This window comes from Aeromonas sp. CA23, from assembly GCF_002587065.1.
Taxonomy (GTDB): domain Bacteria; phylum Pseudomonadota; class Gammaproteobacteria; order Enterobacterales; family Aeromonadaceae; genus Aeromonas; species Aeromonas bestiarum.
Genome location: NZ_CP023818.1, coordinates 4,135,988 through 4,151,813 on the forward strand (window position 1 = coordinate 4,135,988; position 15,826 = coordinate 4,151,813).

15 protein-coding genes and 1 pseudogene are annotated in these 15,826 nt (G+C 61.1%); all 16 read right to left on the reverse strand.

Annotated features, from left to right (window positions below):
• Nucleotides 1-48 precede the first annotated feature (48 nt).
• Nucleotides 49-1,233 (reverse strand): outer membrane protein assembly factor BamB, encoded by a 1,185-nt coding sequence (gene bamB / locus CK910_RS19055; RefSeq protein ID WP_043136735.1) that lies wholly within the window; start codon nucleotides 1,231-1,233, stop codon nucleotides 49-51.
• Nucleotides 1,226-1,876, reverse strand: coding sequence for a YfgM family protein (locus CK910_RS19060; protein ID WP_042865878.1), 651 nt, complete (start codon nucleotides 1,874-1,876; stop codon nucleotides 1,226-1,228). Before CK910_RS19060 ends, bamB begins: the two co-directional genes overlap by 8 nt.
• A 3-nt stretch (nucleotides 1,877-1,879) precedes the next feature.
• Complete coding sequence (gene hisS / locus CK910_RS19065) at nucleotides 1,880-3,157, reverse strand: histidine--tRNA ligase (protein ID WP_098984352.1); 1,278 nt, start codon at nucleotides 3,155-3,157, stop codon at nucleotides 1,880-1,882.
• Between the two features lie 139 nt (nucleotides 3,158-3,296).
• Nucleotides 3,297-4,412: a flavodoxin-dependent (E)-4-hydroxy-3-methylbut-2-enyl-diphosphate synthase gene (ispG, locus tag CK910_RS19070; protein ID WP_098984353.1), complete on the reverse strand. Its 1,116-nt coding sequence runs from the start codon at nucleotides 4,410-4,412 to the stop codon at nucleotides 3,297-3,299.
• Between the two features lie 10 nt (nucleotides 4,413-4,422).
• Nucleotides 4,423-5,361 (reverse strand): RodZ domain-containing protein, encoded by a 939-nt coding sequence (locus CK910_RS19075; protein WP_098984354.1) that lies wholly within the window; start codon nucleotides 5,359-5,361, stop codon nucleotides 4,423-4,425.
• Nucleotides 5,351-6,142, reverse strand: coding sequence for a PilW family type IVa pilus biogenesis/stability lipoprotein TapF (gene tapF / locus CK910_RS19080; protein WP_098984355.1), 792 nt, complete (start codon nucleotides 6,140-6,142; stop codon nucleotides 5,351-5,353). Before tapF ends, CK910_RS19075 begins: the two co-directional genes overlap by 11 nt.
• Before the next feature lie 12 nt (nucleotides 6,143-6,154).
• A complete protein-coding gene (locus CK910_RS19085) occupies nucleotides 6,155-7,258 on the reverse strand; it encodes a bifunctional tRNA (adenosine(37)-C2)-methyltransferase TrmG/ribosomal RNA large subunit methyltransferase RlmN (RefSeq protein WP_098984356.1) in 1,104 nt (367 codons plus the stop codon).
• Between the two features lie 166 nt (nucleotides 7,259-7,424).
• Complete coding sequence (gene ndk, locus CK910_RS19090; protein WP_043136750.1) at nucleotides 7,425-7,853, reverse strand: nucleoside-diphosphate kinase; 429 nt, start codon at nucleotides 7,851-7,853, stop codon at nucleotides 7,425-7,427.
• Nucleotides 7,854-8,136: 283 nt separating this feature from the next.
• On the reverse strand, nucleotides 8,137-9,420 hold the full coding sequence (gene pepB / locus CK910_RS19095) for an aminopeptidase PepB (RefSeq protein ID WP_043136753.1): 1,284 nt from the start codon (nucleotides 9,418-9,420) through the stop codon (nucleotides 8,137-8,139).
• Nucleotides 9,421-9,523: 103 nt separating this feature from the next.
• Nucleotides 9,524-10,808: pseudogene (gene pepB / locus CK910_RS19100) on the reverse strand (aminopeptidase PepB).
• A gap of 158 nt (nucleotides 10,809-10,966) precedes the next feature.
• Entirely contained in the window at nucleotides 10,967-11,305 is a 339-nt protein-coding gene (fdx, locus tag CK910_RS19105; RefSeq protein WP_005310414.1) for an ISC system 2Fe-2S type ferredoxin, read from the reverse strand.
• A 1-nt stretch (nucleotide 11,306) separates the two neighbouring features.
• Nucleotides 11,307-13,169: a Fe-S protein assembly chaperone HscA gene (gene hscA / locus CK910_RS19110; protein WP_098984357.1), complete on the reverse strand. Its 1,863-nt coding sequence runs from the start codon at nucleotides 13,167-13,169 to the stop codon at nucleotides 11,307-11,309.
• A 28-nt stretch (nucleotides 13,170-13,197) separates the two neighbouring features.
• Nucleotides 13,198-13,716 carry a co-chaperone HscB gene (gene hscB / locus CK910_RS19115; protein ID WP_043136762.1) on the reverse strand — a complete coding sequence of 173 codons (519 nt, stop codon included), beginning with the start codon at nucleotides 13,714-13,716 and terminating at the stop codon, nucleotides 13,198-13,200.
• 112 nt (nucleotides 13,717-13,828) lie between these two features.
• On the reverse strand, nucleotides 13,829-14,152 hold the full coding sequence (gene iscA, locus CK910_RS19120) for an iron-sulfur cluster assembly protein IscA (protein WP_042865868.1): 324 nt from the start codon (nucleotides 14,150-14,152) through the stop codon (nucleotides 13,829-13,831).
• Between the two features lie 15 nt (nucleotides 14,153-14,167).
• Nucleotides 14,168-14,551 carry a Fe-S cluster assembly scaffold IscU gene (gene iscU, locus CK910_RS19125; RefSeq protein WP_005310405.1) on the reverse strand — a complete coding sequence of 128 codons (384 nt, stop codon included), beginning with the start codon at nucleotides 14,549-14,551 and terminating at the stop codon, nucleotides 14,168-14,170.
• Nucleotides 14,552-14,592: 41 nt separating this feature from the next.
• On the reverse strand, nucleotides 14,593-15,807 hold the full coding sequence (locus CK910_RS19130; RefSeq protein WP_098984358.1) for an IscS subfamily cysteine desulfurase: 1,215 nt from the start codon (nucleotides 15,805-15,807) through the stop codon (nucleotides 14,593-14,595).
• Between the last annotated feature and the right edge of the window lie 19 nt (nucleotides 15,808-15,826).

Consider the following 15,826-nt stretch of genomic DNA (forward strand, 5'->3'; position numbering starts at 1 on the left):
GGCTCCGGGTCCGAAGACCAGGAGCCGGATATTCACATTATCGGACGATCAGGGACGCTTGATAGCGTACAACTTGCCGCCACGGCTCTGCACATACAGGGTGTCACCGTCCACCAGAGGGGCGGCGTAGAGACCACTGCTGTCGAGCTGCTGCATGGCCTTGATGGACCCGTCGGTACGATCCAGCCAATACAGGTAACCTTCCACATCGCCGACCACCACATAGTCACCCAGGATGACGGGGGCAGTCACGGTGCGGTTTTCCAGCTGGGTATTGGACCACAGCTCAAGCCCATTGCGTCTGTCAACGGCAAACAGATGGCTGCGGCTGTCGGTCAGCACTATGGCATTGCCGGTCACCGCCATGTCGCGGTAGCCGGAATACTTGCGCTTCCACACCTCGTCACCCGTCATCAGCTTGCGCGCCATCAGCTGACCATTGTAGGCGATGGCATAGAGCTCATCACCGGCGATCAGCGGCGTCGCATCCACGTCCACCATGCGATCCAGCTCGGTCGCACCGCGCGGATCGGCCACCTTGGACTGGCGCACCGGTTGACCATTGCTCAGCAGGGCAATGCCTACCTTGCCATCGGCACGGCCATAGAGCACGGCGCCGTTGGTAATGATGGGGGCACCGGCACTGCGCAGGGTCAGCGGCGGCTGCTCTTCCGCCAGGGTCCACTGCAACTTGCCTTCATCGGTATCGAGCGCCACCAGGCGACCCGAAGTGGTCAGCACCACCACACGACCGTCTTCGACGGCGGGGCTTGCCACCACTTCACCCGGCACCGTGGTCTGCCACAGCACTTCCCCGTTCTCTTCGTTCAGGGCGTAGACAACCCCGTTCTCGGAGCCGAGGAACAGCTTGCCGTAGCGAGAAACCAGACCGCCGGAGAGACGGGCGCTGCGCTTGTCGGCGTTGATGGGCAGGTCAGCCAGATCCACGCTCCACAGCTCCTTGCCGCTGGCACGATCGAAGGCGGTCACATCGCCATCGCGGGCCGCGGCATAGATGCGCTCCTCTTCCACCGCCGGCTTGAGCTGGGAGTAGAAATCGCCTATGCCGTCCCCGACGGAAGAGGACCAGGCCGTGTCGGCGGTGAAGGCAGACTCAACCACGGGCAAAGGCGCCATGGGGTTGAGATCTTCTTCCGAGCTGAACAGGGAGCACCCCTGCAGGGCGAAGGAGACTGCCGCCCCCAACGCCACCATCTTGAACAGATTACGCATCCGGAGCTCCACCCGTGGTCACGGCTGGCAGCGCCAGATCGTCCATCTTCAGCTTGAGCTCGGCGCTGCCCTGCAGGCCGCCAGCATCGGCCGCCGCCTGATAGGCATCGCGCGCCTCTTCGGCCTTGCCCTGTTTGAGCAGGATGTCGCCACGCACTTCCGCCACCTGGGCCTTGAAGGCGTCATTGCTGATCTTGCCAAGCTGGGCCAGGGCCTCGTCGGCCTTGCCCTGATCGTTCAGGACCCGGGCCAGACGCAGGGCGGCGATGGGACGAATGCTCTCATCACCATTGTTTGCCACCTGGGTCAGCTGCTCGGCAGCCAAGTCCAGCTTGTTTGCCTTGACGGCAGCGGCAGCCAGTTGCAGGGCGGCCAGCTCGGCGTAAGAGTCACCCTGGTGGGCACTGATGAAGCCTTGCACCTGTTCGAAGGCGGCGGCATCACCCTTGGCCAGCTGGGCCGAGATCTCGTTGTAAGCCTGGGAAGCGGCTTCCTGATTGGTCTGCTGACGCTCGTTGTAATAACGCCAGCCAAAGAGTCCAACCAGACCGATAACAGTTCCTGCGAGCACCGAGGTTCCGTTCTCTTTCCACCAGCTCTTGATGACCTCAACCTGTTGTTCTTCGGTGGTATAAACTTCCACTGCTTACTCTCCTTTGGCTGCCAGCAGGGCAATGGCGGCGTCGACCGTGACGGTCTGTTGCTCGGCCTGGCCACGCAGATATTTGATGGTGATCTCCCCGTTTTGCACCTCGGTTTCACCGAGGATCAGGGCAATGGCCGCGCCGCACTTGTCGGCACGCTTGAGTTGTTTCTTGAAGTTGCCGCCACCGCAGTGGCTCATCAGGCGCAGGTCAGGCAGGGCATCGCGCAGACGCTCGGCCAACTGGAAGCCCGCTTGCTCAGTCCCCTCGCCCACCATGCACAGATAGGCATCCACCGCAGGACGAATGTCGGCATTGAGCTCCAGGGTCTCCAGCATCAGCACCAGACGTTCCATGCCCATGGCAAAGCCCACCGCCGGGGTCGCTTGACCGCCAAGCTGCTCCACCAGGCCGTCGTAACGGCCACCAGCACAGACGGTGCCCTGGGCACCCAGGCTGTTGGTGACCCACTCGAACACGGTGAGGTTGTAATAGTCAAGGCCGCGTACCAGACGCTCGTTCACCTCGAACTGGATACCGGCGGAGGTGAGCAGGTGCTTGAGCCCCTCGAAGTGAGCCAGGCTCTCTTCGCCCAGGTGATCGAACAGGCGCGGGGCATCCACCAGAATGGCCTGAACCTTGGCATCCTTGGAGTCGAGCACCCGCAGCGGGTTGCTGTACATGCGGCGCTGGCTCTCTTCGTCCAGCTGATCCTTGTACTGCTCAAGGTAGGCCACCAGCGCATCGCGATAGGCGGCGCGCTCGGCACTCTGACCGAGCGTGTTGAGCTGCAGGGTGACATGATCGCTGATGCCGAACAGCCGCCACAGACGGTGGGTCAGCATGATGAGTTCGGCGTCAATATCTGGCCCGTTGATGCCAAACAGCTCGACCCCGAACTGATGGAACTGGCGGTAACGGCCCTTCTGGGGGCGCTCGTGGCGGAACATGGGGCCCATGTACCACATCCGGCGTTCCTGGTTGTAAAGCAGGCCGTGCTCGATACCGGCGCGGACACAGCTGGCGGTCCCTTCCGGACGCAGGCTCAGGCTGTCGCCGTTGCGGTCTTCGAAGCTGTACATCTCTTTTTCGACCACGTCGGTCACTTCACCGATGGCACGCTTGAACAGATGAGTCTGCTCGACGATCGGCATGCGCACTTCGCTGTAGCCATAGCTGGCGACCACTTGGCGCAGTATCTGTTCTACTTTCTGCCATACCGGGCTCTGCTCCGGCAGGCAATCGTTCATACCGCGAATAGCTTGGATCTGTTTTGCCACGTTGATACTCGAGAAAAAGACGTGAAATTTGGCCGCATTATAGGGATTTTCGACCCAGAGGTAAAATCAGGGCGTTCCAATGCGGGATTTAAAATCAGCAACCTAAAGACGGGGCCACCCTAGGTGGCCCCGCACTGGCTCAACCCTCGTCCACCTGGATCTGGTTGGCCGGATCCAGCATGGCCGCCCGGGCGCGAATGCGGCGCTCCAGGATCGGGATGAGATCCTTGTTGTCCAGCCGGTCGACCCGCTGACCGCCCTCGTAGAAGGCGCTCTTGTTGGCGGCCCCCGCCAACCCCAGATCGGAGACCAGCGCCTCGCCCGGCCCGTTCACCACACAGCCGATGATGGAGACATCCATGGGGGTGATGATGTCTTCCAGCCGCGCTTCCAGGGCGTTGACGGTACCGATCACGTCGAACTCCTGACGGGAGCAGGAGGGGCAGGCGATGAAGTTGATGCCACGGGAGCGGATGCGCAGGGATTTGAGGATATCAAAGCCTACCTTGATCTCTTCCACCGGATCGGCCGCCAGCGAGATGCGGATGGTATCGCCTATGCCATCGGCCAGCAGCATGCCGAGCCCGACGGCGGATTTCACCGCGCCGGCGCGAAAACCGCCCGCTTCGGTGATGCCAAGGTGCAGCGGCTGCTCGATCTGCTTGGCCAGCAGGCGATAGGCCCCGATGGCCAGGAAGACGTCAGACGCCTTGACGCTCACCTTGAAGTTGTCGAAGTTGAGGCGATCCAGGTAATCCACGTGGCGCATGGCCGACTCGAGCAGCGCCTCCGGGGTCGGCTCGCCGTACTTCTCCTGAATGTCTTTCTCAAGAGAGCCGCCATTGACGCCGATGCGGATCGGGATGTTGTAGTAGCGCGCGCAGTCGACCACGGCACGCACCCGCTCTTCGTTGCCTATGTTGCCCGGGTTGATGCGCAGGCAGTCGGCGCCGTACTCGGCCACTTTCAGGGCGATGCGGTAATCGAAGTGGATGTCGGCAACGATGGGGATACGGGTCTGCTGCTTGATGAGCTTGAAGGCTTCCGCCGCTTCCATGGTGGGTACCGAGACCCGGACTATGTCGGCGCCAACCCGCTCGATCCGCCGGATCTGCTCGACGGTGGCGGCCACGTCCGTGGTCTTGGTGTTGGTCATGGTCTGGACCGTGATGGGGGCGTCGCCCCCAACCGGTACGTTACCGACCATGATCTGCCTGGATTTACGACGAATGATGGGAGATTCGTGAGCGGACATGGCGGACAGATTACTCCTGCGGCAGTGAGAGGCGAGCAGTCCGGCCGTTGTTGTAACGGCTCATGTCGATGGACTTGCCCTGATATTCGATATTGACCGCCATGGGCGCGCCAATGATGAACTTGAGCGGCTCGGGTCCTTCCAATACCAGTTGATCATTTGCCTTCTTCAGGCCGCTGAACAGTGTCTTGCCCTTGGCGTCCTTGACGTCCAGCCAGCAGTCGGCGGTGAAACTCATCTTGAGCTGAGGTGCCTTGGCGGGATCCACGGTCGCATCATCATCAGCGACCGGCAGCGTCGCCACACTCGCAGAGGTCACAGTCGCCACGGCGGCACTGCTGGCCTCAACCTGCGGCGCCGTGGCAGCAGCGCCGCTCACGGTCGGCTCTGCGGCCGTTGCCATCGCATCGGAGGCAACAGGCATGAGCACAGGGTCGACCACATCCGCCGCAGAAGACAGGGTTGCCCCCTGCGGGTTGGCGGTCGCACTCATTTCAGTGGCCGCCAGAGCTTCGTCACCGGCGGAGCGGCGCGCCGTGCTCTGCCACCACCAGGCGACGGAGAGCGCGATCAGCACCAGGATCACCAGCCAGGTCACCACCTTGAGCCGACTGTCGTTGGCCTGCTGGCGCGAGCGACGGGAGAAGCTCTGCATGTCGATGTTGTCGGGGGGCGTCAGCCCCAGCTTGTCGTAGGCGGCCAGTATGGTCTCATCCGGGATGCCGACCAGCTTGGCGTAGGTACGCAGGTAGCCCCGAATGAAAGTATGGGAAGTGTGCTTGTCATACGTATCTGATTCGATCGCAGCAATCAGGGTCAGACGAAGGTGAATGCGGGACGCAACCTGTTCTCGTGTCCAGCCAAGCTGTTCACGGGCGTTGCGCAGCAGCTGGCCTGGGCCTGCTGCCTGAGAGTCGTCTTGAAAATCGTGTGGCTGTTCAGTAGTCATTGGCTAAGTAACGCTTGGCTTGTTGCGAAGAGGGATATTGCCTTACCAGCTCAGTCCCGAATTGGTGAAGGAGTGCCGGTTTGTCCATGGCCTGAGCCAGCCGCAATCTCAACCAGAGACTGCTCTCGTTCTCGTCTGACGCATCGGCGAAACGAGCGAGATAGGCCTGCACATCAGGCAGCTTGCCATCTTTCATGGAAAGCTCAGCCATGTCCAGCAATAACCTTGGATTGCGGGGATTATACCCCAAGGCCAAGCGATAGTACTCGCTTGCTTTATCATTTCTGCGATTTTGCGCGGCGCAAAGTGCCGCATTTTCATAGGTATCGGCAATCTTGATGTAATTGGGTTGGCTGATCGCCTGCAGGAATGCCTTCTCCGCCTCGTCGAAGCGACCACGGTTGCACAGGAAGGCACCATAGTTGTTCATTGCGTCAGCATTGGACGGATCCATGGCGAGGGCTTTCTTGTAGCTCTCCTCGGCCGCCTTGTAATCCTCTACCTGCTGGTAGAAGTAAGCGAAGCCGATGTAGACCTGAGGGTTGTCGGGGTCGTACTGGAGGGCGCGATCAAGGTTGAACTTGGCCTGTTCGGCATTGCCCTGTCGCAAATATTGAATGCCTAAGTCCAGACGGGTCTGGGCAGCCGCCTTGAGGTCGGGACCCACTTCACGCTGGGTCGAATTCTGGCCCGCGTAAGTGGTCTCGGTAACACAGCCTGGCAGCGCGCAGAGCGCTGCCACTACGATCAATGTACGTGTATCCATTCCCTGACTATACAATGGCTTAGCAATTTAAACCATTTTGACGGAAATCCCATCCTGTTGCATCCGATTTTTCATGGTGCGTTTGGTGCGATCTATCACCTCTCCCACCAGCTGACCGCAGGCGGCATCTATGTCGTCACCACGGGTCTTGCGGACTATGACGGTGAAGCCATATTCCATCAGCACCTTGGAGAAACGGTCGATGCGACTGTTGCTCGGCTTGCCATAGGGGTTGCCCGGGAAGGGGTTGAACGGGATCAGGTTGATCTTGCTCGGGGTGTCTTTGAGCACTTTGGCCAGTTCGTGGGCATGCTGCATGTCGTCATTGATATGATCGAGCAGCACATACTCCACCGTCACGCGACCACCGTTGGCATTGGACTTGGCCAGATAACGGCGCACACCGGCGAGGAAGTCCTCGATGTTGTACTTGTCGTTGATCGGCATGATCTCGGAACGCAGCTTGTCGTTCGGCGCATGCAGGGAGATGGCCAGGGCCACGTCAATTTGATCGCCGAGGATATCCAGCGCCGGCACCACACCCGAGGTGGAGATGGTCACCCGGCGCTTGGAGATGCCGTAGCCGAAGTCATCCATCATCAGACGCATGGCCGGCACCACGTTGGCGAGGTTGAGCAGCGGCTCGCCCATGCCCATCATCACCACGTTGGTGATGGGGCGCTTGCCACCGACTATCTTGGCGGCGCGCCATACCTGGCCGATGATCTCGGACACTTTCAGGTTGCGGTTAAAACCCTGCTGGGCCGTGGAGCAGAACTTGCACGCCAGCGCACAGCCTACCTGGGAGGAGACGCACAGGGTGGCCCTGTCCTCTTCCGGGATATAGACGGTTTCCACTTCCTGATCGCCAACCTGCAGCGCCCACTTGATGGTGCCGTCCGCGGAACGCTGTTCACGGCTCACTTGTGGCGCGCGGATCTCGGCGATCGCCTTCAGGCGCTCGCGCAGTACCTTGTTGACGTTGTTCATCTGATCGAAATCATCACAACCGAAGTGATAGATCCACTTCATGATCTGATCTGCCCGGAATGGCTTCTCGCCCAGTTCGACGAAGAAGGCACGCATGGCATCCCGATCAAGATCCAGCAGGTTGGTTTTTATTTCGCTCATCAAAGGCCTCAGTCCACAAACTACATAAATTATTGGCTGACTATGTCAGGGGGCGGCATTGTACAAATAATGGGTCCGGCTTTCCAGCTGGAGAATAAGAGGATATTGACCAAAAGGCCAAAAAACAAAAGGGAGCCGAGGCTCCCTTGATCATCTCAGGGCAAGATCAGCCGCGCGGGCAGATCTCGTCGTCGGAGAAGAAGTAGGCAATTTCACGGGCGGCAGAGGCCGGGGCGTCGGAGCCGTGCACCGCATTGCGGTCGATGCTCTCGGCGTAGCAGGCACGCAGGGTACCGGCCAGGGCCTCTTTCGGGTTGGTCGCCCCCATGATTTCACGGTGACGGCGGATGGCCTCTTCCCCTTCCAGCACCTGTACCATGACAGGGCCAGAGGTCATGAAGCTGACCAGCGCATCATAGAAAGGCTTGCCCTGGTGTTCTGCGTAGAAACCGGCGGCTTGCTCGCTGCTCAGGTGCAGCATCTTGGCGGCGATGACCTTCAGGCCAGCGCTCTCGAAGCGGTTGTAGATGGCACCGATCAGGTTTTTGCTGACAGCATCCGGTTTCACGATAGAGAAGGTACGTTCGATGGCCATTGAGATCTTTCCTTAACTACAGAGTTTTATTGTTAGAATCCATGTTCGGCGGCGATTATACGTAAACAAAAACCGAAATAACACACAAAAAAGCAACTTTTTATTAAACAAACACGTCCTTAAAACAACATCACCACTCATCTTGGCCCAGTGCAGCAGGAAAAAATGTGCGCTTGTGCACGATAGCCATGTTAAGCCTCTGAAACCCTGCCTATTGCTTACTCATCCAGCACGGTTGAAAAGGGCACCCTCAGGTGCCCTTCCTTGACGATTGTCTCTCTGCTCAGCGCGCTTCCGCCAGCAGGGTATGCGCTATGGTGCGCATGCCCAGGGTGTTGGCGCCCGGCGCCCACAGGCTGTCGCCGTTGTCGCTGAAACAGGCGGCCAGATCGATATGCAACCAGCCCTGCCCCTCGCTCGCGACGAAACGGGAGAGGAAGCCCGCCGCATTGGAAGCACCACCCGGGCCGCCGCCCTTGACCGGACGACTGTTGGCCGTGTCGGCATAGTGGGACGGACACTGCTGGCGATGCCAGGGCTCCAGCGGCAGCGGCCAGGCCGGCTCCTGCTCCGCATCGGCGTAGACCATGGCCCGGCTCAGCAGCCCCTTGTCCAGGCCAAACAGGGCGTTGTAGCGTCCCCCCAGCGCCATCACGGCGGCGCCGGTCAGGGTGGCGGCATCTATGATGAGTGGCGCCCCGCTGTCGCTCGCCAGTTGCAGCCCATCGGCCAGCACCAGACGCCCTTCGGCGTCGGTGTTGACGATCTCCACCGTGGTGCCGTTCTTGTAGGTGAGGATGTCACCCAGCTTGTAGGCGTGACCCGAGACCAGGTTCTCGGCGCAGCAGAGGATGAGCTTCACCCGCTTGTCGAGTCCGCGCAAGATGGCCAGCGCCAGCGCGCCCGTGACGATGGCGGCCCCGCCCATGTCGCACTTCATGGTGAGCATGCCTTCCGAGCTCTTCATGGAGTAACCCCCGGAGTCAAAGGTGATGCCCTTGCCTACCAGAGCGGCTGCCACCGGCGCCTTGGGATCGCGCCCCGGGTTGAAGTCCAGCTCCAGCAGCACGGGTTCGCGCTCGCTGCCACGGCCCACCTGATAGAGGCCGACCCAGCCAGCCTGTTGCAAGGCTTCACCTTTCAAAATGCGGTGGCTCACCTTGTCCGGCGCCAGCTCTGTGATGAAGGCCGCCGCCTCCACCGCCAGCTCCAGCGGCCCCAGCTGTTCCGGGGTGGCATTGGTCATCTCGCGCACCCAGCGCCCGCACAGCCAGCGTGCCTCCAGCTCTTCCCTGTCCTCTTCCGACGAGGTGGCCCACTGCAGCTCGACCTCGGCCTTGGGCGTTTGCAGCCCCTGGGCAAAGGCCCACTGCTGCTCGCGCTCCCAATGACCGGCCAGCGCCACCTTCTGGATCCCCTGGCTGCACAGACGACGCGCCGCCTGCTGGATATCGAGCAGCGGCGTGGCGGTGACCAGATGGATCACCATGCCATCGGCGCGGTGAGAGAGCAGCGCTCCCTCCCCCCACTCGGCCGGTGCGAACTCACGGCTTAACCAGACGTTCATGCTGTTTCCTCCTGCAGCCTGCGGGCTACCGATAATGCGCAGGCCGTGGCTCTTTGCGCCGGTTGTCCCAAACCATCGCCCAATTCTTGACTCAGCCAGACACTCATTCAGTCACCTCCTGCAGCCAGCGAGCGATAGTGCGCAGACCGTGGCCCTTGGCACCGGTCGCCCACAGATCGTTGCCGGATTTTTGATAGGAAGCTGCCAGATCCAGGTGCACCCAGCCCCGCCCCTCGTCACGCACAAAGCGGGACAGAAACGCGGCCGCCGTGGTGGCACCGGCCGTGCCCTCGGCGGAGGCCACGTTACCCAACTCGGCAAAGGCGGAGGTGAGCTGGCTGGCATGCCAGGGTTCCAGCGGCAGGGCCCAGGCCTTCTCCTGCTCGGCTTTGGCGGCGACCAGGGTGCGTTGCAGCTCGGTCTCATCGAGGGCAAACACGGCGTTGTAGTCGCGACCCAGCGCCGTCTTGGCGGCGCCGGTCAGGGTGGCGGCATCGAGAATATAGGCGGCGCCACTGTCGGATGCGGCCATCAGGCCGTCGGCCAGCACCAGACGCCCTTCGGCATCGGTATTCTGGATCTCGACCGAGATGCCGTTCTTGTAGGTGAGGATGTCACCCAGCTTGAAGGCGTGGCCGGAGACCAGGTTCTCGGCGCAGCAGAGGATCAGCTTGACCCTTTGCTTGAGACCGCGACTGATGGCCAGCGCCAGGGCGCCGGTCACCATGGCGGCGCCGCCCATATCGGACTTCATCGGCAGCATGTTGTCAGAGGACTTCATGGAGTAGCCACCGGAGTCGAAGGTGATGCCCTTGCCCACCAGGGCCGCCACCACGGGGGCGTTGCGATCCCCGGTCGGGTTGTAGTCCAGCTCCAGCAGCACGGGTTCGCGCTCGCTGCCACGGCCCACCGACCAGATCCCGATATGGCCGGCTTCACGCAGCGCCTCGCCAGCCGTGATACGGGCAGTCACCTGATCCCCGGCCAGACCGCGAATGAGCAGCAGGGCGGATTCCGCCAGGCTCATGGGATAAATGTCTTCCGGGCAACCGTTGGTCACCTCGCGCACCCAGCGGCTCGCCTTGATCAGCGCATCCAGCTCGTGGGCATCAGCAACACTCTGCTCACAGTCCAGCTCACGCACGCCCTTGGACAAAGGCGTAGCGGCGCTCCAGATCCCAGGCATCACCGGCCAGCTTGACCCGCTTGATGCCGGTCGACTCGAGTCGACGGCCAGCACGCTGGATGGCACGCAGTGCATCCGGCTCCTGGCGGGCAAGGTCCAGATGGATCAGCACCTGGTCATCGTTGAAACTGAGCAGGGCGCCTTCGCCCCAATGGGCGGCGGCGGCCTGGGTGGACAACAGAACCTTCATCATGTCAGCCATCTTCGCTTGCTTCCTTTTTATTGGCACTTTCATTCATGAACAGGGAAATAACGAGCACAAAAAAGGCCGTTCCCCTCGAGGGTCACGGCCTTCACCATATCATTACTGCACCATGGGATGCTGCACGCTCAATTCACTCATGTGTAATTAAGGCGTCATCAATGGCGTTCTGAGGCGAGGTTGATGGTGTACTTGGGCAGTTCCACCACCAGATCCTCGTCCGCCAGACGGGCCTGGCAACTGAGGCGGGATTCCGGCTCCAGTCCCCATGCCTTGTCCAGCATGTCATCTTCCAGCTCATCGCTCGGCTCGAGGGAGTCGAACCCCTCCCGCACCACGCAGTGACAGGTGGTGCAGGCGCAGGACTTCTCGCAGGCGTGCTCGATCTCGATGCCGTTGCGCAGCGCCACGTCCAGAATGGTCTCGCCACTCTTGCCTTCGAGGGCGGCACCGTCCGGACAGAGCTCGGGATGGGGCAGAATAATCAGTTTTGGCATATTACACCTTGTTGACGTTTTGTCCGGTCAGCACCTTGCGGATGGAGGCATCCATCCGGCGGGCTGCAAATTCGCCACTGGAGGCGTCCGCCGCCTCGATGGCATCTTTGATTTGATTGGTTGTCCCTGTGGCGCGCATGGCCAGCAGATGGGTGATAGCACCGTCGATGGCGGCGCGCTCGGCGGCGCTCAGCAGTACATCGCCGTCGGCGGCCAGCGCGGCGGTGAGGCTTTCGACCACACGATCGGCCTCCACCTGCTGCTCTGCCAGCATGCGGGCATCCATGTCTTGCTGGGCATTGGCGATGGAGGCGCTCAGCATGGTGAGTATGTCCTCCTCCCCCAGCCCGTAGGAGGGCTTGACCTGGATCTCGGCCTGCACGCCGGAGGATTTCTCCATGGCACTGACCGACAGCAGACCATCCGCATCCACCTGGAAGGTGACGCGAATGTGGGCGGCGCCCGCCGCCATCGGCGGAATGCCGGTCAGGGTGAACCGGGCCAGGGAGCGGCAATCGGCCACCAGCTCGCGCTCCCCCTGCACCACGTGGATCGCCATCGCGGTCTGGCCATCCTTGAAGGTGGTGAACTCCTGAGCACGGGCCACCGGTATGGTGGTGTTGCGCGGGATCACCTTCTCGGCCAGGCCACCCATGGTCTCGAGCCCCAGGGAGAGCGGGATCACGTCCAGCAGCAGCATCTCGGCATCGGGCTTGTTGCCCACCAGGATGTCGGCCTGGATGGCGGCGCCGATGGCCACCACCTTGTCCGGATCTATGCTGGTCAGCGGCGGACGCTGGAAGAAACCGCCCACCAGCTCGCGCACCAACGGCACCCGGGTGGAACCACCGACCATCACCACTTCCAGCACTTCCACCTGCTCCAGCCCCGCATCGCGCAGGGCGCGGCGGCAAGCCAGCAGGGTGCGCTTGACCAGCGGCATGATGAGCTCATCAAACTGGCTGCGGCTCACCTCTCCCTGCCAGCCGGCAAAGGCACAGGGCACCCGATCGGCATCGGTCAGGCCGTGTTTGACGGCGGCGGCCACGTCCAGCAGCTCGCGCTGGGTACGGGCGTCGAGCTGGCCTTCAAGGCCGGCTTGCGCCTTGATCCAGTCCGCCAGCAGGTGATCGAAATCATCGCCGCCGAGGGCGGAGTCGCCGCCGGTGGCCATCACCTCGAACACGCCGCGGTGCAGCCGCAGGATGGAGATGTCGAAGGTACCGCCGCCGAGGTCATAGACAGCTATCACCCCTTCCTGACCGGAGTCGAGGCCGTAGGCGATGGCGGCCGCGGTCGGCTCGTTGAGCAGGCGCAGCACGTGCAGACCGGCCAGACGGGCCGCATCCTTGGTGCCCTGACGCTGGGCGTCATCGAAATAGGCGGGCACGGTAATGACAACGCCATCCAGCTCGCCGCCCAGTGCGGCGGCGCCCCGCTCGGCCAGTTTCTTCAAGATTTCGGCTGAGACCTGCACCGGGTTGACCAGCCCCTGACGGGTCTGCAACTGGGGCATGCCGTTGTCGGCAGCCACGAACTGGTAAGGCTGCTGGCGGGTATCGATATCGGCCAGTGCCTTGCCCATCATCCGCTTGGCGGAGACGATGGTGTTGTGCGGATCGAGGGCCGCCTCGCGCTTGGCGTCGAAGCCGACCCGGATCGCATCAGCCTGACCATTGTCGAACTGATAGTGCACCACGGACGGCAGCAGATCGCGTCCCTGCTCGTCGCAGAGAGTATCGGCGTGGCCGCTGCGAACCGCAGCAACGAGAGAGTTGGTGGTGCCAAGATCGATGCCAACGGCACGTTTATGCTGATGAGGTGCGGCGCTCTGGCCGGGCTCGGCGATTTGCAGTAATGCCATGGGTAATCAAAATTCCAGCGTTAAAGGATCAAGACTCGAACAGCGAGTCTTCGAATCGTTCCAGCTCTTCGAGGAGCTTGTCGACAAACTTGAGTTTGCGAACGCAATCAGCCGCGCTCACATCATCGCCAGCGGCGAGATCCTGCGTCAGGCGTTGCATCAACAACTGGTGATCATGCCTGATTTCGTGGCGAAAATCCTTGATGGCGCGCTCAGGCTCGGGCTCCCCTTTCAAGTCGGCCAGTCGCTCGCGCCACTCCAGTTGCTGCATCAGGAAGGTAGTGTCTTGCAGGGTTTGCTGCTCGCCACGAAGTTCGGTGCCGCGCAGGGAGAGCAGATACTCGGCTCGGCGCAGGGGCGCCTTGAGGGTCGTGAAGGCATCGTTGATCTGGGCGGCACGTTGCACCGCAACCAGCTGCTCCCGCTCGGGAGCCGTGGCAAAACGATCGGGGTGGAACTGGGTTTGCAACTGACGGTAGGTGTCCGCCAGCTGACGGGTATCGAGCTCGAAGCCTTCAACCAGCCCAAACAGCTCGAAATGATTCATGCAAGCCTCTTAGACACGTTCGCCATCACCACACTCGCCCTTGGCGCTGGCGATGTTGAACTGGCCGTTTCCGGCCAGTTCAAGCGGCAACACATGCCGTGCGTCAAATCGGTTAGACACTGAAACTTTCGCCACAACCACACTCGCCCTTGGCGTTGGGGTTGTTGAACTGGAAGCCCTCGTTGAGCCCCTCCTTGACGAAGTCCAGCTCGGTGCCATCCAGATGGATCAGGCTCTTGGCATCGACGATGACTTTGACACCGTTTTGCTCAAACACCTGATCTTCATCCGCCAGCTCATCGACAAACTCGAGCACATAGGCAAGACCCGAACAGCCGGTGGTCTTGACGCCGAGGCGCAGGCCAATGCCCTTGCCCCGGTTGGTCAGAAAAGAGGAAACCCGTGCCGCTGCGGCATCTGTCATGGTAATGGCCATACTGCGCTCCTGACCTTAGAGACCTTTCTTCTGCTTGTAATCGGCGATGGCGGCCTTGATGGCGTCCTCAGCCAGAATGGAGCAGTGGATCTTCACCGGCGGCAGGGCCAGTTCTTCGGCGATGTCGGTGTTCTTGATGCCGGCGGCTTCGTCCAGGGTCTTGCCCTTGACCCACTCGGTCACCAGGGAGCTGGAGGCAATGGCGGAACCACAGCCATAGGTCTTGAACTTGGCATCTTCGATGATGCCGTCGTCGCTGATCTTCAGCTGCAGCTTCATCACGTCGCCACAAGCCGGGGCGCCAACCATGCCGGTCGCAATGTTGGGATCGTTCTTGTCGAAGCCACCTACGTTGCGGGGATTCTCGTAGTGGTCGATTACTTTTTCACTGTAAGCCATATCTAACTCCTGCTAATTCCGTTGATCACTGATCCTGTGGATCAGTGATGAGCCCATTCGACCGTGTTCAGATCGACGCCGTCTTTGTACATCTCCCACAGGGGAGACATCTCGCGCAGACGACCGATGGAGTCACGGATAAGCTTGATTGCGTAATCAATCTCTTCTTCTGTGGTGAAGCGACCCAGACTGAAACGGATGGAGCTGTGCGCCAGCTCGTCGTTCAGACCCAGTGCACGCAGCACATAGGAGGGCTCCAGGCTGGCCGAGGTACAGGCAGAGCCGGAAGAGACCGCCAGATCCTTCAGCGCCATGATGAGGGATTCTCCTTCCACATAGGCGAAGCTGACGTTCAGGTTGCCCGGCACACGCTGTTCCAGGTCACCGTTGATGTAAACGGCTTCGATGTCCTTGATGCCATCCCACAGACGCTGACGCAGGGCCATGATACGTTGACCTTCACTCACCATCTCTTCCCTGGCGATGCGGAAGGCTTCGCCCATGCCGACGATCTGGTGGGTCGGCAGGGTGCCGGAACGCATGCCGCGCTCATGACCGCCACCGTGCATCTGGGCTTCCAGACGAACGCGCGGCTTGCGGCGCACATAGAGGGCACCTATGCCTTTGGGGCCGTATACCTTGTGGGCGGACATGGAGAGCAGATCCACTTTCAGGGCTTCCACATCCACCGGGATCTTGCCCACGCTCTGGACTGCGTCCACGTGCAGCAGGATCTTGCGGGAGCGGCACAGATCGCCGATGGCGGCAATGTTCTGCACCACGCCGATCTCGTTGTTCACATGCATGATGCTGACCAGAATGGTGTCATCGCGCAGGGCACCTTCGATCTGCGCCAAGGTGAACAGGCCGTTCGGCATAGGCTCGAGGTAGGTCACCTCATAGCCTTCACGCTCCAGCTGGCGGCAAGTATCGAGTACTGCCTTGTGCTCTGTCTTGGAGGTGATGATGTGTTTGCCCTTGCCAGCATAGAAATGGGCAACGCCCTTGATGGCCAGGTTGTTGGATTCTGTCGCGCCGGAGGTGAAGACGATCTCGCGCGGGTCGGCACCGATCAGCTCTGCCACTTGATTACGGGCCAGGTCTACCGCCTCTTCGGCTTGCCAGCCAAAGCGGTGGGAACGGGATGCTGGATTGCCGAACAGGCCATCCATGGTGAGACACTGCATCATTTTTTCTGCGACACGCGGGTCCACCGGACAGGTTGCCGAATAATCAAGGTAAATAGGCAGTTTCATGTTTTTCTCCGTTACAGCC

What these genes read in the sequence shown, in the direction of transcription:
- bamB (WP_043136735.1), bottom strand. Translation starts at nt 1,233, where the DNA reads ATGCGTAATCTGTTCAAGATGGTGGCGTTGGGGGCGGCAGTCTCCTTC.
- iscA (WP_042865868.1), bottom strand. Translation starts at nt 14,152, where the DNA reads ATGGCCATTACCATGACAGATGCCGCAGCGGCACGGGTTTCCTCTTTT.
- ispG (WP_098984353.1), bottom strand. Translation starts at nt 4,412, where the DNA reads ATGTCCGCTCACGAATCTCCCATCATTCGTCGTAAATCCAGGCAGATC.
- CK910_RS19075 (WP_098984354.1), bottom strand. Translation starts at nt 5,361, where the DNA reads ATGACTACTGAACAGCCACACGATTTTCAAGACGACTCTCAGGCAGCA.
- ndk (WP_043136750.1), bottom strand. Translation starts at nt 7,853, where the DNA reads ATGGCCATCGAACGTACCTTCTCTATCGTGAAACCGGATGCTGTCAGC.
- fdx (WP_005310414.1), bottom strand. Translation starts at nt 11,305, where the DNA reads ATGCCAAAACTGATTATTCTGCCCCATCCCGAGCTCTGTCCGGACGGT.
- CK910_RS19085 (WP_098984356.1), bottom strand. Translation starts at nt 7,258, where the DNA reads ATGAGCGAAATAAAAACCAACCTGCTGGATCTTGATCGGGATGCCATG.
- hscA (WP_098984357.1), bottom strand. Translation starts at nt 13,169, where the DNA reads ATGGCATTACTGCAAATCGCCGAGCCCGGCCAGAGCGCCGCACCTCAT.
- pepB (WP_043136753.1), bottom strand. Translation starts at nt 9,420, where the DNA reads ATGAACGTCTGGTTAAGCCGTGAGTTCGCACCGGCCGAGTGGGGGGAG.
- hscB (WP_043136762.1), bottom strand. Translation starts at nt 13,716, where the DNA reads ATGAATCATTTCGAGCTGTTTGGGCTGGTTGAAGGCTTCGAGCTCGAT.
- CK910_RS19130 (WP_098984358.1), bottom strand. Translation starts at nt 15,807, where the DNA reads ATGAAACTGCCTATTTACCTTGATTATTCGGCAACCTGTCCGGTGGAC.
- iscU (WP_005310405.1), bottom strand. Translation starts at nt 14,551, where the DNA reads ATGGCTTACAGTGAAAAAGTAATCGACCACTACGAGAATCCCCGCAAC.